This window comes from Staphylococcus lutrae (assembly GCF_002101335.1).
GTDB lineage: Bacteria > Bacillota > Bacilli > Staphylococcales > Staphylococcaceae > Staphylococcus > Staphylococcus lutrae.
Window position 1 is genome coordinate 1,593,784 of sequence record NZ_CP020773.1, and the last position, 22,096, is coordinate 1,615,879.

A 22,096-nucleotide genomic window follows, 5' to 3' on the forward strand; every position below is an offset into this window, starting at 1 on the left:
ATAGCCCTAAGCCATGTTCGATATGAGGGCAAGATTATACTTCTGTCACGTCAACGGCAATCTTTTCAATACGATTTGCAGCACCATGGTCCACTGGTCCAACAAAATCATTCATTTTCCAACCGTTTTTGATTGCAGAAGCGACGAATGCTTTGGCATTGATGACGGCTTCTTTTGGTGATTGGCCGTTAGCTAAGTTTGCTGTTGTAGCGGCTGCAAACGTACAGCCAGCACCGTGGTTATAACTTTGTTGGAACATATCTGTTGCCAATTGATAATACGTTTCACCATCATAGTACAAATCATAAGACTGAGCTTCGTCTAATGCTTTGCCTCCTTTAATGACCACATGTTGTGCGCCTTGATTATGAATAATCTGTGCTGCTTTTTTCATGTCATCGATTGATTTCAAAGTCCCTAATCCTGATAATTGTCCCGCTTCAAAAAGGTTAGGCGTTGTTACTGTAGCTTTTGGCAATAAATATTTAATCATTGCTTCAGTATTTCCCGGGTTAAGTACTTCATTTTCCCCTTTACAAACCATCACAGGATCGACGACAAAATATTTTGCGCCAGACTCAGTAAATGCCTCTCCTGCACGTTGAATAATTTCTTCTGTACCGAGCATCCCTGTTTTGACAGCATCAGGACCGATGCTAATCACAGTTTCGAGCTGCTTGTTGAAGACGTCGAATGGAATAGGTGTCACATCATGTGACCATGTCTCCTTATCCATTGTAACGATTGCAGCAAGCGCCACCATCCCATACGTATCTAATTCTTGAAATGTTTTTAAATCCGCTTGCATGCCTGCACCAGCACTCGTATCTGATCCAGCAATTGTTAATACTTTTTTTAAAGCCATCGTTCTTTCACTCCTCCAATTGGCATCAATTCTTCCGTTCATGAAAAGGAATCGTCCTAAAACATGGCGGTTGCCTATTGCTATTATTTTATCACGTGCAATTTTGTGTTGCTATCTAAATGTTTATTGAATGAAAGCGGTGAGGAATATCAAATTATGTTAAAATGTGGCTGAGGTGAATCAGATGGATTGGTCAACAATATTTCATGAAATTACAACCAAACATGATTTTAAAGCGATGCATGATTTTTTAGAAAAAGAATATACAACACAAATTGTCTACCCAGAACGTAAAAACATTTACCAAGCTTTTGACCTTACGCCATTCGAAAATGTCAAAGTTGTCATATTAGGTCAAGATCCATATCACGGGCCTAACCAAGCGCATGGACTGGCATTTTCCGTTCAGCCGGGCGCGAAGTTTCCGCCTTCACTGCGAAATATGTATCAAGAATTGGCAGATGATATCGGTTGTCACCGCACGTCCCCGCATCTACAAGATTGGGCGAAAGAAGGTGTCCTATTGCTAAATACAGTGCTTACCGTACGACAGGGACAAGCACATTCTCATAAAGACATCGGTTGGGAAATATTTACAAACGAAATCATTCGTGCGGTCTCTGACTATAAATCAGGCGTGGTCTTCGTATTATGGGGAAGGCCCGCACAACAAAAAGAAAAGCTGATTGATACAACGAAACATTACATCATTAAATCACCGCATCCGAGTCCATTGTCTGCACATCGTGGTTTTTTTGGCTCTCGCCCTTATTCTAAGACAAACCAATACCTTGAAGCGCAAGGGTTATCTCCAATTCGCTGGTGTGAGAAAAAGGAGGGAGAAGATGAATAAAGAAAAATTGATACAAATGTTGGAATACGAGCTTGTTCAGGCTGATGGCGCCAAGTCGGATGAAGCGTTTCATAAACATATCTATGCCATCCACGCGTTAACTGGATTATACAGTGAACAAGCAGTGCCACAACATGACACGGTTTCGAGTCCTCAAGGATCAGCGTCGGCATCATCAAAAATGGCAGTGGCGCAAGTGTCTGATGAAGAAATTAGACGTATGGGAGGGCAAGTGGCATCTTCTAGTCGCTCACAAACGACATCAGATGCGCGTATGGTCACGGATGATGAAATAGGCAACGGGGCTTCGATATTTGATTTTTAATTTTTAGGAGGAATTTTCGTGAAAATATTTATTATATTAGGTGCATTGAATGCATTAATGGCTGTTGGAACAGGTGCATTTGGTGCGCATGCACTCGATGGGAAATTATCAGAACATTATATGTCCGTATGGGAAAAAGCAACAACGTATCAAATGTATCATGGCCTTGGTCTTGTTCTCATAGGTATCATCGGTAGCACGTTAAATGTGAATGTCGGTTGGGCAGGATGGCTCATGTTTTTAGGAATCGTGTTCTTTAGCGGTTCATTGTATATTTTGTCTTTAACACAAGTCAGCGTACTTGGCGCCATCACACCTATTGGCGGGGTATTGTTTGTTGTAGGTTGGTTGATGTTAGCCATTGCCGCATTTAAAATATAGTTCGAGATACAAATGATACCACACGGAATTCAGCAAATATGAAGCAATTTAAAATAAATACGTGTGTGCGTATGATCAAAAACATCTTTCAAAGGAATCATTGAGAAATGAAACCATTGGAAGGTGTTTTTTGATATGTGTTAAACGCGATGCGAATGGAATCCATTTCATTTACAGAGGCTTTGTACGATGAGGATGGGTCTGCATGCGCAATACGACAGCAAGAAGTTAAACGAGCCATCATGGTCAAAATATATTTGAACATCAATCTATCTTATAACGCACTATTTCATCTACATAAATATTGAGTTGAAAAATTTTTAATGCATTTTTTCAACTTTTGAGGTATGATTTATTTTTCTGCTGCAATATTTCGTTGTTATAAAAAATGAAACAGGGGTATAAGAATATTCAGGGGTGAAATGATAATGAAAAAAAAGAATCAAAAACCTGATCGTGGCGATCTACAACAGAACTTGTCTGAAAAGTTTGTTTGGGCGATTGCCTATGGGTCTTGTATTGGTTGGGGGTCTTTTATTTTACCAGGAGATTGGATTCAAACTTCCGGTCCAATTGCTGCATCGATAGGGATTTTTATTGGTGCGTTATTGATGATTGTGATTGCGGTGAGTTATGGGGCATTAGTCGAGCGTTTTCCTGTATCAGGGGGTGGCTTTGCATTTAGTTTTCTAGGATTTGGACGATACGTCAGCTTCTTCTCAGCATGGTTTTTAACGTTTGGTTACATATGTGTTGTAGCGTTAAATGCGACCGCTTTTAGTCTGCTGATTAAATTTTTACTTCCCAATGTGATTGAATTTGGAAAGCTTTATACGATTGCGGGTTGGGATGTTTATATTACTGAAATTTTAATTGCATCTATCTTATTGCTTGTTTTTATGATCATTGCGATTAAAGGCGCAAGTGTGTCAGGTTCATTACAATATTACTTTTGTGTCGCAATGGTCGTTGTTGTTCTACTTTTGTTTGTGGGATCATTCTTTGGTTCTAACTATTCATTAGATAATTTAAAACCTTACAATGGGACGCACTATGGTTGGTTTCAAGCGATTATTATGATTGTTGCTGTGGCACCATGGGCCTATGTTGGTTTTGATAATATTCCACAAACGGCTGAAGAGTTTAGTTTTTCACCGAATAAAACATTTAAATTGATTGTATACAGTTTGCTTGCTGCATCACTCACATATATCCTTATGATTTTATACACAGGATGGTTATCAGGGGGCAGTAGCGATTTGTGGTTAACGGGGTCTGTTACACGTAAAGCCTTTGGGACACTCGGCTTAGGTGTGTTGAGTATTGCAATCATTATGGGAATTTTTACAGGATTAAACGGCTTTTTATTAAGTTCGAGTCGACTCCTATTTTCAATGGGACGTTCTGGTATTATGCCGTCAATATTTAGTCGATTGCATCCAAAATATAAAACACCTTATGTCGCGATTATCTTTTTAGTTGCAATGACTTTAATTGCACCATGGTTAGGGCGTACGGCCTTAACTTGGATTGTAGATATGTCATCGACAGGTGTGTCTATTGCATATCTCGTCACCTGTCTGGCTGCGGTAAAATTGTTCAGTTTTGACAAAAAGAGTCAAACTTATGGCCCTATTTATAAAAGTTTTGCGATATTGGGAGCATTGTTTGCTTTTATCTTTTTACTATTACTTTTGCTACCATTTTCACCAGCTGCGTTATCCATGCCTTCGCATATCGCACTTGGTGGATGGACAATTTTAGGGCTGATTTTCTTCTTTATCCGCTTACCTAAGTTACGTCGCATGGATAAAGATGAATTAACGCAATTAATTCTCGACACACGTAAACACGAAGTTGAAAAAATGATTGAAGAGTAATATCGAAATTTTGAATATGCGTTTGTTGTACCGTGTGATGCTTTCGGAGTGTGACGCTTCTCATGAATGAGGTGTGGTCATACATATTCGGCAGTATCGCACGGTTTTTCAATTGTTTTATAGTGTTGGAGGATGTGGTGAAAAGGATAAGTGAATCGGGGGATTGAAAGGTGAAGTGACGGCGCCAACTCTGTCTATTGTATTGACAAATTGATGTTGGTATAATATCAAAAAATAACAAGGGGTTGTTCTATATGCACCACTTCAAATTGTCTGTGAACGATCAAATTGATTTCGTCCATCCAACCATCGAACATGCGGCAGAAATTTATGCAGTTATCGAAAAAAATCGTTCGTATTTAAAGCGCTTTTTAACTTGGGCTGAAATGCTTACGTCAGTAGAGAAGGAACGACAGTATTTACAAGAGACTTTAGAAAGCGTGGCGCGTGGGACCGCATTGCTCTATCTTATTTATGAAAAGGAGCAATGCATCGGAATGATTGATTTGCATGCATGGAATCCCACTGTTCGGAAAGCGGAAATTGGTTATTGGCTTGCAGAACACGCGACGGGACGAGGTATCATGACTGCTGCAGTTCATAAAATGTGTGAGATTGCTTTTAATGATTATCATCTAAATAAAATTGAGTTGCGTGCTGACGTTGAGAACATAGGTAGTCAGCGTGTGGCTGAAAAGAGTGGGTTTCGTCTAGTAGGTGTAAAACATGAAGACGAATTAAACCGAGATACATACATAAGTATAAATTATTACGAGTGTTTAAAATCTGATTTTTATCAATAGAAGTAACGAAGTAATTTTTTTAAAGTTTAATTCATAAAAAACCAATAAATTTTTAATAATTGTATCCCCAAATGAAGAAAAACATGGTAAAGTAGTGATAAGCAAAATATATGGCAGTAAATACATATCATTTTGCGTTTTTCATTTTCAAAAAGTTCTCCAATAAAGGGCCTGCTCTCATGAATAGCGTAGCGACTGTTCATGATGAGACAGGCCTATTTAGCGCGTTCAAATCAGGTGGAGTGGAAGGATGAGAACATCGTTTGTTTGAAATGAGGCCACAACGAATCCGAAGTGACTGTTCGGCGATTTGAAAATGAAACTAGCGCTCCGCTTTAATAATATTCGTGTACAAAATATGTGCCATTTCATCTGGTGATTCTTGACAGCCTTGGGATAACCAACTGTAAATCAATGCAAGTTCTCCGCCTATCGTGTAGTGAATAAAATAATGGGGTTGATGCATTTTAGGTAACTGGGCTAATAATGATTCATAAGCCTCATTTGTAAAATGTAAAAATTGTCTAATGACATGAAGTTGTGGACGTGTGACGAGAATCGCAGTAAAAAATGTGCGGTGCCGTTCTAAATATTTGAATAAGATTCTAAATGTTTTAATGATACGACGTTTTGATTCAACGAGCGGATAGGTTCCAATGACCTTGGAGGTAGATTGCATGAGTTTTTCATACTTTGCCATATGATAGCGAATGAGTAGATTGAACAGTTGATACTTATCCTCGAATTGAGCATAAAACGTGGAGCGATGCACGCCACTTTCTGCACAAATCTGTTTAATTGTAATCGCCTCAAAAGATTCCGTTTTTAATAGTTTAATCATCGCTTTAACAATGCGGCGTCGTGCTTTTGATTTTGTTTTTACCATATCATCACCCATTCACATTATAGTATAGTTTCGAATCCGACACATTTGAAAAGATTGTCTCTATTTTTTTAACTTTAATTATTTTATACTACAAAAGTTAAAGAATGAAAGAAAAGGAGTCTCAAATATGAAAAAGATTATATTAGTGAATATAGTGACAATTGTCGCACTTGTTGTAATAGGTATAGTAGGTTTTTATTTTTATAATCAATCTGCAAATTATATTAAAACAGATAACGCCAAAGTGGATGGCGTACAAATCAAAATTGCCAGTCCAGCATCTGGAAAACTCACAGATTTAAATGTGGGTGAAGGGGATCAATTGAAAAAAGGAGAGACTGTCGCAAAATTACAAACTGCAGGTGAAGGCGATGGACCACAGACAATGACAGTTCAGATGCCTAAAACAGGGACAATTGTAAAATTAGAAGCACAAGAAGAAGGGATTGTACAAGCAGGACAGCCTATTGCTTACGCATATGATATGAACGATTTATATATTACAGCGAACATCGATGAAACAGCAATCAAAGACGTTCAAGCGGGTCAAGAGGTAGATGTCACAATTGATGGACAAGATGCAAAAATTAAAGGGAAAGTTGACCAACTGGGCTTTGCAACTGCATCAAGCTTTTCGTTAATGCCATCATCAAACAGTGATGGAAATTATACAAAGGTGACTCAAGTAGTTCCAGTTAAAATCAAATTAGACAATCCACCTGCACATGGTGTCGTTCCAGGGATGAACGCAGAAGTACGTATTCACAAAAATTAAGAGGGGGTCATCAAATGTTTGTGATGATTTATGTTATCGTCGCTCTTATTGTGATACTGATTATGAATGGAATTTTAATAAGAGGAAGAAAGAAACGTGCATGGTCTCAACAACGTCTGAGAACCGATGAAGCTATGATGCAAGAAAGCAAAGCACATCAGATGTTGCATCACCATGATGATATGGTTCACTCAGAGCACCTTCAACACCACACACAGGACGTCAATCAGAAAGTTGCGGATGCAGCACAAAGCTATGTGTTTAAAAAAGGTGTGACACGTTCGAAAATATTAGTTGCAATGGTCTTCGGAATGTTTATTGCCATTTTGAATCAAACATTATTGAATACAGCATTACCAAAGATCAATACGGACTTCAATATTTCTCCATCAACAGGACAGTGGTTGATGACAGGATTTATGTTAGTGAATGGGATTTTAATTCCAATTAGCGCATTTCTCTTTAACAAGTATTCATATCGACGATTATTTTTAACGGCGATGTTGATTTTTACGGTTGGCTCACTCGTTTGTGGCTTTGCATGGAATTTCCCAGTGATGATGGGTGGCCGTGTACTTCAAGCGATGGGGGCAGGTGTGTTAATGCCATTAGGGACAAATGTTTTTATGACGATTTTTCCACCTGAGAAGCGTGGTATGGCGATGGGGACGATGGGCATTGCGATGATTTTAGCGCCAGCCATTGGTCCAACGCTTTCTGGTTACATCGTTGAAAATTATGATTGGCATACGATGTTTTTTGGCATGTTCGTTGTCGGTTTAATCTCACTCGTACTCACTTTTGTATGGTTTGGTATTTATCAAAAAACAACGAACCCTACTGCGGATATTCCGGGTATCATCTTCAGTACAATCGGGTTCGGTGCACTGCTCTATGGTTTTAGTGAAGCAGGAAATGAGGGCTGGGGCGCGACTAAGATTGTCATCATGTTTCTCATTGGGACCATTTTTACAATCGCATTTATTGTTCGTGAGTTGACGATGAAAGCGCCGATGCTTAATTTTGAAGTGCTTAAATATTCCGGATTCACATTAACGGCAGTTATTAATATGATATTGACAATGAGTCTCTTCGGAGGCATGATTTTGTTGCCGCTCTATTTACAAAATTTAAGAGGATTCTCTCCACTCGATTCTGGATTACTCCTGTTGCCAGGGGCTTTAATTATGGGGGTGATGGGGCCCATTGCAGGGAAATTACTCGATACAATTGGGATCAAACCGATTACCATTATTGGTTTAGCCATTACCACATATGGCACATGGGAACTCACACAGCTTACAATCGACACGCCTTATCGTAGCATTTTAATGATTTATATTATTCGATCATTTGGAATGAGTTTTGTGATGATGCCTATCATGACAGCTGGAATGAATGCTTTACCATCGCGTTTAATTTCTCACGGTAATGCACTGGTGAATACGATGAGACAATTGGCAGGTTCGATTGGGACAGCCATTCTCGTTACTGTGATGACGCAACAAACAGAATCGCATCTTGCAACGTTTCAACAAGATTTAGATCGTACAAACCCAGCTATTCAAGATAGTTTACAAGCAATGGCGCAACAAATGGGAGGGCAACAACAAGCGATGGGGGCTTTGATTCAATTCGTCAGTCGTCTCGCATCAGTAGATGGTGTCAATAGTGCGTTCTGGATCGCGACGGCATTAAGTGCATTAGCATTAATTTTAAGTTTCTTCTTGAAAGGGAAGTCACATTATATTTCTCATGAATAACACATCCGATTTTTAAACGTGGAACATATTCATAATAAAAAGAGAACTGACAGGTCGCGTGTGTGATACACGAGTGGTCAGTTCTCTTTTTTAAGCTTTCTCAAATGATTGTGGCTGTACTATTTCTCGCTTATTTTTGTATTCATTTTCGCATTGCGCTCAAGCATTCGTTCATAATAATGTGCATAACGGTCCCATTCTTGATCGGTTATCGGTGCCATATTTAAATCCCCACCTAAGTCTTTAATTGCGTAAAGTAACTTAAACATGACCTCTTGAACAGTAATGGGGCGACCGAGTAATTCTTCTAATGAGGCCATACTTTTAGGGTGAATGTCAGGATAAGTAAATTTTGTCGTTTCACCTTTGAGTGCGCGCGCATAAAAGTGGCGCATCAGTGCTGCACGCTCACTGCCAGACCCTTCAACACATAAATAAATTTGAACGGCAATGCCCCCACGTACACGGCGTTGTGAAATACCGGCAAATTTTTGTTGGCGGATGCTTAAGTCAAATTTACCCGGACAATAAGAATGGGTAATCTCATGTGTATCAATCGCTACAAAATCGTCTTCAAAGACTTTACTCATCAAGACATACATCACAGTAAATGCCTCGTCAATAGAAATTTCAGTCTTCCCTTTAAAAATAAGAGAAATGTTTAAAATCCCTTGATCGAGTACGACACCTAACCCACCTGAATTGCGAACAATCGCATTATAACCGCGTTCGTCCGTTAAATATTGAATCCCCTCTTTTAAATGAGGAAGTCGTGAGTCATGAATGCCCAAAATAATCGTATGTTGATGAACCCAAGTGCGCACAACATTGGGTGACAAATCAGCACCGACACTTTCACAAAAGGTGTCATCGAAGGCGAAAGATTGCATCGGTTCTAAACCGGTCGAATGGTCAACGTAACGCCATGTGTGTCCGTTGAAAAAACGTTGTGTGAAATCCATTATTGTAAACTTTGTGCAGCTGTAATAATAGATAAGTTGTAAACGTCTTCTGTTGAACAACCTCTTGATAAGTCATTAACAGGTGAGTTCAAACCTTGTAATACAGGCCCTACTGCATCAAAGCCCCCTAATCGTTGCGCAATTTTATAACCAATATTACCTGCTTCTAAACTTGGGAAAATGAAAACATTTGCATCGCCTTGGATTTGTGCACCCGGTGCTTTTTTCTGAGCGACTTCTGGAACAATTGCGGCATCAAATTGGAATTCGCCGTCAATCACGACATCAGATAATCCTTCAGCTGCAATTTTTTCTTGTGCAAGTTGTACGGCTTCAGCGACTTTGCGTGTATCATCTGATTGAGCAGACCCTTTTGTTGAGAAGCTCAACATTGCAACGCGAGGTGTCATACCAAAACTTTGTGCAGATTTCGCGCTTTCTACAGCAATTTCAGCTAAATCTGTGGCTGTTAGTTGTGGATTAATTGCACAGTCACCAAAAATAAATTGTTGATTTTCTTTAATCATAAAGAAAATACCTGATGTTTTAGAGACACCTGGTTTTGTTTTGATGATTTGAAGGGCGGGGCGTACGGTATCTGCTGTTGAATGTGCAGCGCCGCTTACCAAACCGTCTGCATGACCTGCATAGACGAGCATCGTTCCAAAGTAGTTCACGTTATTAAGTAGTGATTGTGCTTGTTCTTCAGTGGCTTTTCCTTTACGACGTTCAACAAATTGCTCAACTAATGCCGCTTTAAGATCGCTTGTATCAGGTTGAATCATATTTAAGTCTTCAATCGTTAAATCATTTTCAGAAGCGAGTGCTTTAATTTTATCGATGTTTCCTAGTACGATAGGTGTAACATAATTAGAAGCGTGTAATTGTACGGCCGCTTTAAGGACGCGCACATCTTCTCCTTCTGGTAGTACAATTCGAACATTTTTGTTTGAAAGTTTATCTTTAAGTCCATCTAACAAATGAGACATCCTGCTTCTCCTCGACTTTCCTTTATCAAATTTTTCACATATTATTATACGCCATTTATTTTGAGATTTCCATGACACGAATTTGTAATCATTTAAATCGTTTTGACGACGGGATGTGTGATAAAATTTAATTTGTACAGATAATAATAATTCTAAGGAGTGTTCTGAATGAGTCATGCAGCAGAGACTTTAGATGGATGGTATAGTTTACATTTATTTTATGCAATAGATTGGGCTTCTTGGCGCTTAGTCCCAGAGGAAGACCGTGAAGCAATGGTAACAGAATTTAACCAACTGATGAAACAGTACAAACAGGCACAGTCTGAAGGTCAAGGCGATCAAGTCCTTTATAATGTGACAGGGCAAAAAGCAGACCTCTTGTTATGGTTTTTACGCCCAGAAATGAAAACGTTGAATGAAATAGAGAATGAAATCAATAAGTTGGCCATTGCGGACCATTTTATTCCAACATATTCATATGTATCCGTTGTAGAATTAAGCAATTACTTAGCAGGAGATTCTAATGAAGATCCTTATGAAAATCCACATGTTAAAGCGCGTTTATATCCAACGTTACCAGAGACGGAATACATTTGTTTCTATCCGATGAACAAGCGTCGTAATGAAACATATAACTGGTATATGTTATCAATGGAAGAACGTAAAAAGTTAATGTATGATCATGGTTTAATCGGTCGTAAATATGCGGGCAAGATTAAACAATTTATTACCGGTTCCGTTGGTTTTGATGATTATGAGTGGGGCGTGACACTCTTTGCAGATGATGTCCTACAATTCAAAAAAATCGTATATGAAATGCGGTTTGATGAAACAACAGCGCGCTATGGTGAATTTGGCAATTTCTTCGTTGGACATCGTTTGGACGATGCACGTTTAGAAACATTATTTAAAATATAATCTGAATAAAAAGGGCAGTGAACGTTGTACAATCGCGTCACTGCTTATTTATGTTGTGCATATGATATGCCATTAGCTGTAAGTACGAAATGAAGGATTGAATGTGACCCTTTCGATTTAGAAATTTCAAAGGAGCACGCTTGGCATCATTTTGACGACTGTTATTCAAATGAAAAAATCTGGCCTTCAAACAGATGATATGTTGAAAAATGCAGCGGGAGATTCAGTTGTAGTGAGGAAATGTGCTATAGAGTTTTCATAGCAATTTTGACGGAAATCGTTTATACTTTTTGAATCAAGTGAAGCCTATATGAAGGTGACAACCGCACTTCGATGTCTGGTTCAATTGAGGAGAAGCGTTTAAGTCGCGCGCGTAGTTTCTACATCGAATGGGAAAGCACCATAGGAGATGCGCACGTATATGAAAAGTGTGAAAGAATAAAACAACAAAAGAAGGTGATCAGATGACACAACATCTTCCGTCAGATCAAGAGGTAACGAACCTTGTTATTTTAGCAGGGCGCATATTGTTGGAATGTGGTGCTGAAGCAACACGCGTCGAAGATACGATGGCACGCATTGCAAAAAGTTATGGATACGAAGCATCGCAAGGGTATGCATTGAACATTTTCATTAATTTTTCTTTATCACCAAGCCATGACACACGGATGGTTAAAATTCAAAAAAATGATACGAATTTAAGACATGTTTACCTTGTTAATCATATTTCAAGACAAATTGCACAACAAAGAATAGATTTTCGTACCGCTTATCGCATGTTAAAGCAATTGGAAGGACAACAGCAACGTTATACACTTGGGCATAAAATGTTGTTTGCAGGGTTGATTTCTATGGGCTTTTTATATTTACAAGGCGCATCATGGGTCGAGTTATTTCCAGCTGTTCTAGCGGGGGCATTAGGTTATTTTGTGACAGAATGGATGAAAGGAAAGCAGTTAACCTTATTCATTCCCGACTTTTTAGGAGCGATGATGATTGGATTGATTGCGATTCCATTACATCATGCCTTAGGGGGATTAAACATCGGTGCGGTGATTACAGCCGCTGTGATGCCGATTGTACCGGGTGTATTAATTACGACAGCCATTCAAGACTTGTTTGGACGCCATATGTTGATGTTTACTGCGAAATTTTTAGAAGCGATTGTGACGTCCTTTGCGATTGGTGCAGGTGTGACGAGTGCTTTTCTTATTTTATAGGGGGTCGTTGCATTGACAATTTTCTTCATTTTTATCTGTAGTTTTTTAACGTCTTTTTGTTTTGCGTTTATTTATGATGCGCCGAAGCGTTTGTTTTTACCTGCTGGATTATGCGGGGGCTTTGGTTATTTAACGTATCATATTGGCTTTGAAATTTTTGGCGTAGATGGTATTTATGCGAGTCTATATGGCAGTTTTGTACTAGGGATTATTTCACATATCATGGCACGAATATATAAATCGCCAGTCATTATCTTTATGGTGCCTGGGATTATTCCATTAGTGCCGGGAAGTATCTTTTTTAAAGCGACACAGCAACTGCTCACATTAAATTTTAATGAAGCAAGTGATATTTTTGTTCGTGCGACGCTTATCGCAGGGGCGATTGCAGTAGGCCTCCTCATATCGGATCAAGTGGCTAAATCATTTATTCGAAAGCCTATTGAAATTTTGAAATTGCCGGCTAAAAAGTAGCATACAAATTTCAAGTTGCCTGATCAAAGGATATTACTATAAAAAACGTCAGTATGGATTGAGTCCATGATACTTCAACCTATACTGGCGTAATTATTACTTTCACTTTTGAGTCTTTCTATCGCCATCAAAAAAGAGATACATGTGATCAAAAGGCTAACAACTAAAGTGAATAAAACGGTATCAAAAAGTAATTAATTCCACTTTTAGATTGTAAATTGTTCTATTCTCATATCACCTTATGCATATTAATTCTGAGAAACTTTTCTAAGATTTCATAGCTTCTTTTGAATTTATCACCATAACCAAAACAAATTAAAAACAATCTCTTCATTATATTTCTGCCTTTATTATACTATTACACCAAAGGATGCTAATATTTTTTATATTTAGATTTAATTCTATTTTAAATATAGATAGGCTTTAAATTTCTTGGTAAATATTGAAAAGAAAGCGCTTAACTCCCTATAGATACTTAATCTCTAAATATGTTATACTATTTAAAAAATTATTATAATTCCGGATGTTCTATTGTAAACAAAGGGGGGCGTATCATGAACAGTCCAAACGAATCAAGATTATTAACTTTTTTTACTGACAAAAAGAAAGATCCATCTTATACGTTAGCTCAAGCGATTGGGCTCGTACTCGGGCCACTACTTTTCGTATTGATTTCACTTTTTGTACGACCAGATGATTTATCATTCAAAGGGGTTTACGTTCTAGCGATAACTGCTTGGATTGCGATTTGGTGGATTACAGAGGCGATTCCCATTCCAGCGACAAGTTTATTGCCACTTGTCTTGTTACCGTTGGGACATGTCATGAACAGTGCGACAGTATCCGCACAATATGGAAATGATATTATTTATCTTTTCTTAGGTGGTTTTATTTTGGCCATTGCGATGGAACGCTGGGATTTACATACACGGATTGCTCTCACGATTATTAGCAGTATTGGTACAAGCACTGGGCGCATTTTACTTGGTTTTATGGTTGCAACAGGTGGTTTATCGATGTTTGTATCGAATACTGCTGCGGTAATGATTATGATTCCGATTGGTTTAGCGATTGTAAAAGAAGCTAATGCATTGAAAACTGAAGCGGATAGTGATGAAAGTATTCAAAAGTTTGAACGTTCACTGGTGCTCGGTATCGGTTATGCCGGCACTATTGGGGGCTTGGGTACTCTTATTGGCACGCCACCGCTCATCATTTTAAAAGGCCAATATGCGACAAACTTTGGTGGCGAACTGAGCTTTGCGAAATGGATGATTGTCGGTGTACCAACTGTTATTTTACTGCTGTTTTTAGCATGGTTGTACTTCAAATTTGTGGCATTTCGTCATGATATGAAAACATTGCCAGGTGGTCAAAAAGTTATTAAAGACAAATTAGATGCTTTAGGTAAAATCAAATACGAAGAAAAAGTCGTCTTCGTTGTCTTTTTGTTGGCGAGTTTTTTATGGATTTCACGTGAATTTTTACTGTCGAAATGGACTTTTACAGAACTCGTGGCAGACGGTACAATTGCGATGTTTGTGTCGATTGTACTATTTTTAATCCCATCCAAACACCAACATCAACGCATTTTAGATTGGTCAGTTGCAAAAGAATTGCCATGGGGTGTGCTCATTCTATTCGGTGGGGGCTTGGCATTAGCCAAAGGGATTCAACAAAGTGGTCTTGCAGCGTGGCTTGGTGAACAGATGACGTCATTAAAGGGCGTAAGTCCACTGGTCATTGTAATCGTGATTACAGTGTTTATTTTATTCTTAACGGAGATCACTTCGAATACGGCGACCGCAACAATGATCTTGCCAATACTGGCGACTTTATCAGTAGCAATTGATGTACATCCATTGCTGTTGATGGCACCGGCTGCGATGGCGGCCAACTGTGCCTATATGTTACCAGTCGGTACACCACCGAACGCCATTGTTTTTGGTACAGGCAAGATTGAAATTAAAGAAATGGCAGTCAAAGGGTTTGTCATGAACTTAATCAGTATTGTTGTGATTATCGTCGTCGTGTACTTTATCATGCCACTTGTGTTAGGAATTGATATTACGCATAGTTTGCCGATTAAAAAATAACAGCACACTTGGAAAATGACAGTCGAAATGGAGGATTAAAATGAAATCACTCCGTCCAACCTTGTTTGTTATAGGCAACTGGAAAAGTTACTGATTTTATAGTGAAATAACGAACACCTGACACCACGCCATGTCGTGTCAAAAGTGTTCGTTATTTTGATTTGATATCTCTTTCATTAAAATGGCATGATAAATCGCTTTGTACGATGACCTTAAATTAGTCTTTGTGACTATTAATCCAATCGGCAATGTCTTGGCTAATTGGAAGGACATCGCCTTTTCCACCCGTTTGGGTGATAATAATACCGATAAAGTCATTTGTGTTTTGTAAAAAGACACCTGAACCCGATTGGCCACCTGTCGTAGGCATGTTTGTACGAAGCACGTTATAAGGAACTTTTTCATAATATTCAACAGTTCCTGTAGTAAAATACTGCTTGTAACCACTAAGTTTGTACGGATAGCCATACGAATAAACATTTCTTCCTTTAAGGTTAAATAATTCTTCGTCTGAATGGCCGCGCACAATTGTATGAATGTTTTTAAGGTAATATTTATAGGCGGATGATTTATCATAGTCTGTTCCTTTAAGAATCGCAATGTCGTATTTATCGTTCAGGAAATATGAACTGATATTCATATAGCCGAAAGGTGTTTTCAAACCGGACTCACCTGGATAAATCGTTCCTAATGATTTGGGTGAATCGCCGAGACAATGTTTAGCTGTCACTGCGGTATTCGAGTTAATGATAAGCGCTGAACAGTGCGTTCCTACTGACGGCTCGTATTTGGCATTATATATACTTCTTGGATCTTTTGTTGTATCGTCGACAACCGTTTGTTTACCTGGATCACTCGCCGCATAAGCGAGCGGTTTTGAAATCGGGAGACAAAGAGTGGCAAGTAATAAAATCAATAATAATACTTTTTTCATGATAAGCACCTCTTTATAAATTAAGTTATACGTATTTTAGTTTAATTACTTAAAAATACAATACAATAAAAAAGTTATCTTTTATTTCGTTAATTCTATAATTTTTAATTAATGCAGGCTATAAAGGGATTTGTCGTTAAGTGTCTTTAAAACAAAAGGTCGTATTTTGGTAATTTGCACAATTTCATACATATATAAATAGGCGTTGAACCATTGTCTGAGTTTAGTTACATATGACAGTGGTCAATGCCTGTTTTTTGCTGTTTGACAATTATGCAGTCCAACTATATAATCTGACTATACAGTACAACTATATAGTGTGTGGTGAAAATAAATGAAAAAAAGACCTCAACTCGTCCCGTTATCCGAAACAATGCATTACATTTTATTAGCATTACGGCAACCGTTGCATGGCTATAGTGTGATGACTTATGTCCAAGAGTTAAGTTTAGGGCAAGTACAAATTGCTGCTGGAACATTATACGGGGCGATAGAAAATTTAAGTAAACATGGCTATATTCAAATGATTAGCGATCCGAAAGAACGACGCAAAGTGTACCAAATCACAGCACGAGGCGAAGAAATTTTGAAACTTGAAACAGAACGCTTGCAACATTTAGTGTCACTTTATCAACAAGGAGGGATTTCAGATGAAAATGCATTATAAAAAGTGGAATTGTTTTTTTGATCCTCTCAAAGAAGAACGATGGCTTAATGACCAACTTCAACAAGGCTATCGTTTAGCCAAAGTATCAGTTTTTGGCAATTATTATTTCGAAAAGACCGATGAATCGCATATCGTACGCTTAGATTATCAAGAGATTTATAGCCGCCAAAAAATGAATGATTATCTTGCTTTATATGAATCATTTGGTTGGGAGCATGTACATGGTTATCGCGGCGGTTGTACGAATCAATATTGGATGAAAGCAGGTGACAAGACAGAAGTGTTGTTTTCTGATCGAGAGTCTTTAAGCAATTATTATAACCGTTGGCTGAAATATTTGAATGGTATGTTTTTAGTGTTTTTCATATTATTCATGACAAATTTAACGCAAAGCCATTTCAAATGGGACATATTCTTAACTCCAGGACTATGGGAGAAGGAAGGTGCTGAATTTTGGTTTGCATACTTGTTTGAACTCCCTTTTGCGATGATGCGTATCGTCGGTCATTTCATTTATTTGCTTTTCTTAATACCGCTATTTGTCGTGTATTATAAATTCAAAAAGAAATTGAAAGTACTCAGTGTGTAAGAAAAAGTAATGCATGCATGTTTTTTATACGTGAAATAGCATGAAACATGTGTTTAAATGACAGTTGACGACATAACGAAGAGGCTGGTTGTAATGCGCCAGCCTCGTTTTGGGCGAATAAGACAAAGGATAAAATACTAATTTGCGTTTTTGTTAACCCAGTCCGCGATTTGTTGCGTAAAAGGGAGGAAATTACCTTCAAATTTTTCTGTTCTTGTGATAATGATACCGACGAATTCACCATCTTTTAGGAAAACACCGGATCCGGATTGCCCTTCATACGTAGGTAATGATGTATGAACAAAAGCAACATCTTTATAATAATAATAAATACTACCATCACTGCGATATTGCTTGTAACCACTAAACTTGTAAGGGTAACCATATGAGTATACGTCAAGTCCCGTAATAGCATATAATTTTTCATCTGAAAGAGCTGTAACAGGTGTCTTGAATGATTTAATATAGTAATGATAGGCGCGACTTTGGTCTTTTTCAGTTCCTTTCAATATCGCAATATCATAGTTCGGGTTTGGAATATAGGTACTAACATCCATATAACCAAAAGGGGTACTCAACCCTGACTCGCCCGGATAAATTTTGCCGTTATATGTCGTAGGATGATCCCCACCACAATGTTTGGCGGTTAATGCGACAGTTGGTGAAATGAGGATGGCCGTACAATGTGAGTGGTTCGCAGCCTCGTATTTAGCAGTATATTTGCTGTGCGTGTCCTTAACTGTATCTGAGACAATCTCTTGTGTTCCTTTTTTGGCATAAGCAGTATCGACAGGTAACAGGATAAAACATACTAGTGTCACTAAAAATAGAAATCGTAATTTTTGCATATGATCACTCCTTTAATAGATGTTATTTAATATATTAAAGGAATAACTTTAAAAATTTATGAAAAAATAAATATGTGTAATTACAAAGTGACAAGAGATTATTGCATGGCACTTCGATGTGTAAGTTTATTTGCATTTAAATCATGACATGAATAAGAGGCTGGAGATGCGATGCCAACCTCTTTGTGCGTGAGTGACCTATGTACTGTTAATTATGAATTGTCGTTAATCCAGTTGGCGATTTCTTCTGTAAATGGGAGGACATCCCCTTTGTAATATAACGAACACTTTTGACACGACGTTGTGTGGTGTCGAGTGTTCGTTATTTCGTGCGTTGTGATAAAAAGAGGAGGTTAAGAGCATCTGTTATAGATAAATGTGTATGCAATTGAACTAAGGAAAACAGGAAGACATGATGGATAGTTCAACTTGAGACGACATATTTTATCTTCTTCATATAATTGGTCATGGCAGGTATCAAAAGGTTTAAAGCCAATTGGCTTAAGGACATCGGTTTAATTTGTGTTCTGATTAATCCAATTAGCAATTTCTTGGCTAATTGGAAGTACATTCGCTTGTCCGTTTGGTGTTGCTGTAATAATGATACCAATGAGTTGATCGTTTTCTTGTAAAAAGACGCCAGATCCGGATTGTCCGCCTGTCGCTGGCATTGTTGTACGGAGAACGTTATGAGGGGTTTTCTCATAAAATTCAACCGTGCCTGTACTCAAGTATTGCTTATAGCCACTGAATTGGTACGGATAGCCATATGAATATATCTTTTTTCCTTTAAGTTTATCTAATTCGTCGTCTGTCAATCCTTTTACTTCAGTTTTAATATTCTTAAGGTAGTATTTATAGGCGGACGACTTGTCATTATCGGTGCCTTTGAGAATAGCAATGTCATATGTGGAATGAGGGATATAGGTACGGATATTCATGTAACCGAACGGTGTTTGTAGACCTGATTCACCTGGGTAAATCGTTCCAAACGATGAGGGGGAAGGACCAAGGCAATGTTTAACAGTCAGTGCGGCACTTGATGTGAGCAAAACAGATGAGCAATGTGTTCCTACTGATGGTTCGTATTTGGCATTGTATTTACTTTTTGGATCTTTCGTTGTATCATCGACGACGGTTTGTTTGCCTGGATCACTCGTCGCATATGAAAGAGACTTTGAAGCGGGTAAACCAAGGATGACGAATAACAAAATCAAGAGTAATGTTTTTTTCATGGTAAGCACCTCGTATAAATGGGATTATATGAATGATATCGATAAAGTACAGCTAGACCCTCTAAAATCAAAACAAGCATTTGAGAGATTTACACAATCGTACATCAAGCGTTACAAGTATGAATCGTATAGAGTTCGCTCGTGATATTAGGAAGCGACCGTAGATAAAGGTCAACGCCTTTATCTACGGTCCAGCAATGAACAACGTCAGGATTACTAATTCGCATTGTCGTTAATCCAGTTGGCGATTTCTTCTGTAAATGGGAGGACATTTGCTTCGTCTTTTTGTGTCTTCCCTGTCATAATACCAATGAATTGACCACTTTTTAAGAAAACACCAGATCCCGATTGACCTTCGTAAGCAGGCAACGTCGTACTTAAGAGAGGAAGATATTGACTAAAATGAGTGATTTCACCATCACTGCGATATTGTTTAAACACCCCTTCCTTGTAAGGGTAGCCATAGGAATATACTGCTTTATTAACGAAACTGTTAAATGTCTCAGTTGTATAACCTGTCACTTTTGTTTTAAATTTTCCGATATAGTATTTGTAGAATTTATCTTGATCCCTATCAATCCCTTTAATGACTGCGATATCATATTTGGGATGTGGAATGTAGTATCGAATATTCATATACCCGAAAGGTGTCTGTAATCCTGACGCACCTGGATATATCGTACCGGCGGGAGACATAGATTTAGTTCCACCGCAATGTTGCGCAGTTATTGCAGCAGTTGATGAAATAAGAATCGCTGTACAAGTATGACCGGTACCAGATGTGTATTTGGCAGTGTATTTACTATGAGAATCTTTCACTGTGTCTGGAACAAGGACTTGTGTTCCCTTTTGAGCAAAAGTGGACTCGGTAGGTATAAGGAGAAAACAGGCTAGCGAAAGGAATATGATCCAGCATACTTTTTTCATGTTATCACACCTTTAATATGTTATATATCGAATGTAAAGTGGAAGCGGACTTGCCTAAATCAAGCATCGTGCGCTGAGCGTGCATGTCACATATGGATGTGTCGAAAAGGCAATTTGGTGTCAGTAATATCATTATTCTTGGATGAGTGTAACAGCACTGTGCCTAATCTTAAAGGTAACGACCACCATAACCTGTCATGTCTAGTTTAGTCGTACAATCGGCAAACGACTGGGAATAAAGCTCAGCCCCTTTATCTACGCCATCAAGCACATCAAACAATGGACAACGTCAGGGCTACCTACTTTGCGTTGTCATTAATCCATTTGGCAATTTCTTGTGTAAACGGAAGGACATTTCCTTTGTAATCTGATGTTCTTGTGATGATAATGCCGACAAACTGACCATTTTTTAAGAAGACACCAGACCCCGATTGCCCTTCAAAAGTTGGTAACGTCGTCCGAAGAAGGGGATCGTGTTGATAAAAATCAATGGTGCCATCACTGCGATATTGTTTATAACCACTATACTTGTAAGGATAACCATAGGAGTAGGCTTCACGACCGACCATCCCGCTTAATTCTGAATCTGAGAAACCTGTTACAGTCGTCTTGAATTGTCTTATATAGTATTTGTAGGCGTTACTTTGGTCTCTATCGGTCCCTTTTAATAGAGCAATATCATATTTGGGGTTTGGAATGTACGTGCTAATATTCATATAACCAAAAGGGGTACTCAATCCGGACTCTCCTGGATAGATGGTGCCACCATATTTTGTGGTTTGTGATCCCCCGCAATGTTTAGCAGTGACGGCGACATTTGACGAAATCAGAATGGCTGTACAATGCTGATGGGTCCCAGATTCGTATTTCGCCGTATATTTACTGTGAGAATCTTTCACTGTGTCTGACACGAGCGTCTGTGATCCTTTTTGAGCCCAAACAGAGTCGATAGGCATAAAGAGAACGGATAAAAGAGACAACCATAGCAGCAATCGGATTTTTTTCATCTCACCACTCCTTATTTTATTATATATTATATTTTAACATAATATTAATAATATGTATAATTTATGTAATAATGTTTTTGTGTAGTTTTGGATTTACATGATTTAAAGTTATAGAGGAATAATCATATAATGAATGTCGATGTCATTTTTAGCGTAAGGGATTAAACACAAAATGATGGGGTTGAATCGTTAGTTTATGAGAAAAGTATCGTCTATGCTGTATGGAACGTGATATGAGAAAGGTGGTTTTACAGTACCACCGATTAGGATTTGAATATGTTTACCTTGAAAAATTGTGGAAAAAGAGTAAAATGAATAAAGCTAAAAAATTGAGAGGTGAGACGTCGAGGTGAAAAATAAATTTTTGGTTTGCGATGATTGCCAAGCAGTGAATCTTAAAACATTGACCCAAAAACTGAAAAAGCTTGACCCAGATGCGGAGATTGAAGTGGGTTGTCAATCATATTGTGGACCAGGTCGGCGTAAAACATTTGCGTTTGTCAATAATCGTCCGTTGGCTGCAACAACAGAAGAAGAATTGATGGAGAAAGTTCAAAAGCAACTTCAAAAACCACGTGATCCTGAAGAGGAAGAGCGCTTGAGAAAGCGTAACGAAGAGCGAAAACGTCGGAAAGAAGAACAAGATCGTAAATTAAAAGAAAAATTGGAGAATCGTAAAGGTAAAGGATAAGTTGATTT

At 38.3% G+C, this 22,096-nt stretch carries 23 protein-coding genes; 14 read left to right on the plus strand and 9 right to left on the minus strand.

What is annotated here, in order from left to right; translation table 11 throughout:
* Positions 1-34: 34 nt before the first annotated feature.
* Positions 35-865, minus strand: coding sequence for a bifunctional hydroxymethylpyrimidine kinase/phosphomethylpyrimidine kinase (gene thiD, locus B5P37_RS07330; protein WP_085237599.1), 831 nt, complete (start codon positions 863-865; stop codon positions 35-37).
* A gap of 184 nt (positions 866-1,049) precedes the next feature.
* Here thiD and B5P37_RS07335 point away from each other — a divergent pair, with 184 nt between their 5' ends.
* From B5P37_RS07335 to B5P37_RS07355, 5 genes are all read left to right on the plus strand, one after another.
* Positions 1,050-1,718: a uracil-DNA glycosylase gene (locus B5P37_RS07335; protein WP_085237600.1), complete on the plus strand. Its 669-nt coding sequence runs from the start codon at positions 1,050-1,052 to the stop codon at positions 1,716-1,718.
* On the plus strand, positions 1,711-2,043 hold the full coding sequence (locus B5P37_RS07340; RefSeq protein ID WP_085237601.1) for a DUF5327 family protein: 333 nt from the start codon (positions 1,711-1,713) through the stop codon (positions 2,041-2,043). The genes B5P37_RS07335 and B5P37_RS07340 overlap by 8 nt, the downstream gene beginning before the upstream one ends.
* Before the next feature lie 18 nt (positions 2,044-2,061).
* Positions 2,062-2,424: a DUF423 domain-containing protein gene (locus tag B5P37_RS07345; RefSeq protein WP_085237602.1), complete on the plus strand. Its 363-nt coding sequence runs from the start codon at positions 2,062-2,064 to the stop codon at positions 2,422-2,424.
* A 428-nt stretch (positions 2,425-2,852) separates the two neighbouring features.
* Positions 2,853-4,304 (plus strand): APC family permease, encoded by a 1,452-nt coding sequence (locus tag B5P37_RS07350; RefSeq protein ID WP_085237603.1) that lies wholly within the window; start codon positions 2,853-2,855, stop codon positions 4,302-4,304.
* Between the two features lie 254 nt (positions 4,305-4,558).
* On the plus strand, positions 4,559-5,107 hold the full coding sequence (locus B5P37_RS07355) for a GNAT family N-acetyltransferase (RefSeq protein WP_085237604.1): 549 nt from the start codon (positions 4,559-4,561) through the stop codon (positions 5,105-5,107).
* A gap of 322 nt (positions 5,108-5,429) precedes the next feature.
* Here the strand turns inward: B5P37_RS07355 and B5P37_RS07360 are convergent, their stop codons facing one another.
* Entirely contained in the window at positions 5,430-5,993 is a 564-nt protein-coding gene (locus tag B5P37_RS07360; protein WP_085237605.1) for a TetR/AcrR family transcriptional regulator, read from the minus strand.
* Between the two features lie 127 nt (positions 5,994-6,120).
* Here B5P37_RS07360 and B5P37_RS07365 point away from each other — a divergent pair, with 127 nt between their 5' ends.
* Both B5P37_RS07365 and B5P37_RS07370 read left to right on the plus strand, forming a co-directional pair.
* Positions 6,121-6,768 (plus strand): HlyD family secretion protein, encoded by a 648-nt coding sequence (locus B5P37_RS07365; protein WP_085237606.1) that lies wholly within the window; start codon positions 6,121-6,123, stop codon positions 6,766-6,768.
* A 14-nt stretch (positions 6,769-6,782) separates the two neighbouring features.
* Positions 6,783-8,531, plus strand: coding sequence for a DHA2 family efflux MFS transporter permease subunit (locus B5P37_RS07370; RefSeq protein ID WP_085237607.1), 1,749 nt, complete (start codon positions 6,783-6,785; stop codon positions 8,529-8,531).
* Positions 8,532-8,650: 119 nt separating this feature from the next.
* Here B5P37_RS07370 and B5P37_RS07375 read toward each other — a convergent pair whose 3' ends face one another.
* Positions 8,651-9,493 carry a lipoate--protein ligase family protein gene (locus B5P37_RS07375; RefSeq protein ID WP_085237608.1) on the minus strand — a complete coding sequence of 281 codons (843 nt, stop codon included), beginning with the start codon at positions 9,491-9,493 and terminating at the stop codon, positions 8,651-8,653.
* Positions 9,493-10,482, minus strand: coding sequence for a phosphate acetyltransferase (gene pta, locus B5P37_RS07380; protein WP_085237609.1), 990 nt, complete (start codon positions 10,480-10,482; stop codon positions 9,493-9,495). Before pta ends, B5P37_RS07375 begins: the two co-directional genes overlap by 1 nt.
* 168 nt (positions 10,483-10,650) lie before the next feature.
* Between pta and hemQ the strand changes: the two genes are divergently transcribed.
* The 4 genes from hemQ (at position 10,651) to B5P37_RS07400 (ending at position 15,190) form a co-directional block, all read left to right on the plus strand.
* The gene (gene hemQ / locus B5P37_RS07385) at positions 10,651-11,400 is read left to right on the plus strand and encodes a hydrogen peroxide-dependent heme synthase (RefSeq protein WP_085237610.1); all 750 of its coding nucleotides are present in this window, start codon (positions 10,651-10,653) and stop codon (positions 11,398-11,400) included.
* Between the two features lie 464 nt (positions 11,401-11,864).
* A complete protein-coding gene (locus B5P37_RS07390; protein WP_085237611.1) occupies positions 11,865-12,620 on the plus strand; it encodes a threonine/serine exporter family protein in 756 nt (251 codons plus the stop codon).
* Positions 12,621-12,632: 12 nt separating this feature from the next.
* Positions 12,633-13,094, plus strand: coding sequence for a threonine/serine exporter family protein (locus B5P37_RS07395; RefSeq protein WP_085237612.1), 462 nt, complete (start codon positions 12,633-12,635; stop codon positions 13,092-13,094).
* 554 nt (positions 13,095-13,648) lie between these two features.
* A complete protein-coding gene (locus tag B5P37_RS07400; RefSeq protein WP_085237613.1) occupies positions 13,649-15,190 on the plus strand; it encodes an SLC13 family permease in 1,542 nt (513 codons plus the stop codon).
* Between the two features lie 217 nt (positions 15,191-15,407).
* On the opposite strand, the gene B5P37_RS07405 is transcribed toward B5P37_RS07400, so the two are convergent.
* Positions 15,408-16,124, minus strand: coding sequence for a trypsin-like serine peptidase (locus tag B5P37_RS07405; protein ID WP_085237614.1), 717 nt, complete (start codon positions 16,122-16,124; stop codon positions 15,408-15,410).
* Between the two features lie 334 nt (positions 16,125-16,458).
* Between B5P37_RS07405 and B5P37_RS07410 the strand changes: the two genes are divergently transcribed.
* Both B5P37_RS07410 and B5P37_RS07415 read left to right on the plus strand, forming a co-directional pair.
* Entirely contained in the window at positions 16,459-16,791 is a 333-nt protein-coding gene (locus B5P37_RS07410) for a PadR family transcriptional regulator (RefSeq protein WP_085237615.1), read from the plus strand.
* Complete coding sequence (locus B5P37_RS07415; RefSeq protein WP_085237616.1) at positions 16,775-17,380, plus strand: DUF2812 domain-containing protein; 606 nt, start codon at positions 16,775-16,777, stop codon at positions 17,378-17,380. The genes B5P37_RS07410 and B5P37_RS07415 overlap by 17 nt, the downstream gene beginning before the upstream one ends.
* A gap of 137 nt (positions 17,381-17,517) precedes the next feature.
* On the opposite strand, the gene B5P37_RS07420 is transcribed toward B5P37_RS07415, so the two are convergent.
* From B5P37_RS07420 to B5P37_RS07435, 4 genes are all read right to left on the minus strand, one after another.
* Positions 17,518-18,228: a trypsin-like serine peptidase gene (locus B5P37_RS07420; RefSeq protein WP_085237617.1), complete on the minus strand. Its 711-nt coding sequence runs from the start codon at positions 18,226-18,228 to the stop codon at positions 17,518-17,520.
* Positions 18,229-18,743: 515 nt separating this feature from the next.
* Positions 18,744-19,463, minus strand: coding sequence for a trypsin-like serine peptidase (locus B5P37_RS07425; RefSeq protein WP_085237618.1), 720 nt, complete (start codon positions 19,461-19,463; stop codon positions 18,744-18,746).
* Between the two features lie 216 nt (positions 19,464-19,679).
* Entirely contained in the window at positions 19,680-20,390 is a 711-nt protein-coding gene (locus B5P37_RS07430) for a trypsin-like serine peptidase (RefSeq protein ID WP_085237619.1), read from the minus strand.
* Positions 20,391-20,689: 299 nt separating this feature from the next.
* Positions 20,690-21,397 carry a trypsin-like serine peptidase gene (locus B5P37_RS07435; RefSeq protein ID WP_085237620.1) on the minus strand — a complete coding sequence of 236 codons (708 nt, stop codon included), beginning with the start codon at positions 21,395-21,397 and terminating at the stop codon, positions 20,690-20,692.
* A 349-nt stretch (positions 21,398-21,746) separates the two neighbouring features.
* Here B5P37_RS07435 and B5P37_RS07440 point away from each other — a divergent pair, with 349 nt between their 5' ends.
* Positions 21,747-22,088 carry a YuzB family protein gene (locus B5P37_RS07440; protein ID WP_085237621.1) on the plus strand — a complete coding sequence of 114 codons (342 nt, stop codon included), beginning with the start codon at positions 21,747-21,749 and terminating at the stop codon, positions 22,086-22,088.
* Positions 22,089-22,096: the final 8 nt, after the last annotated feature.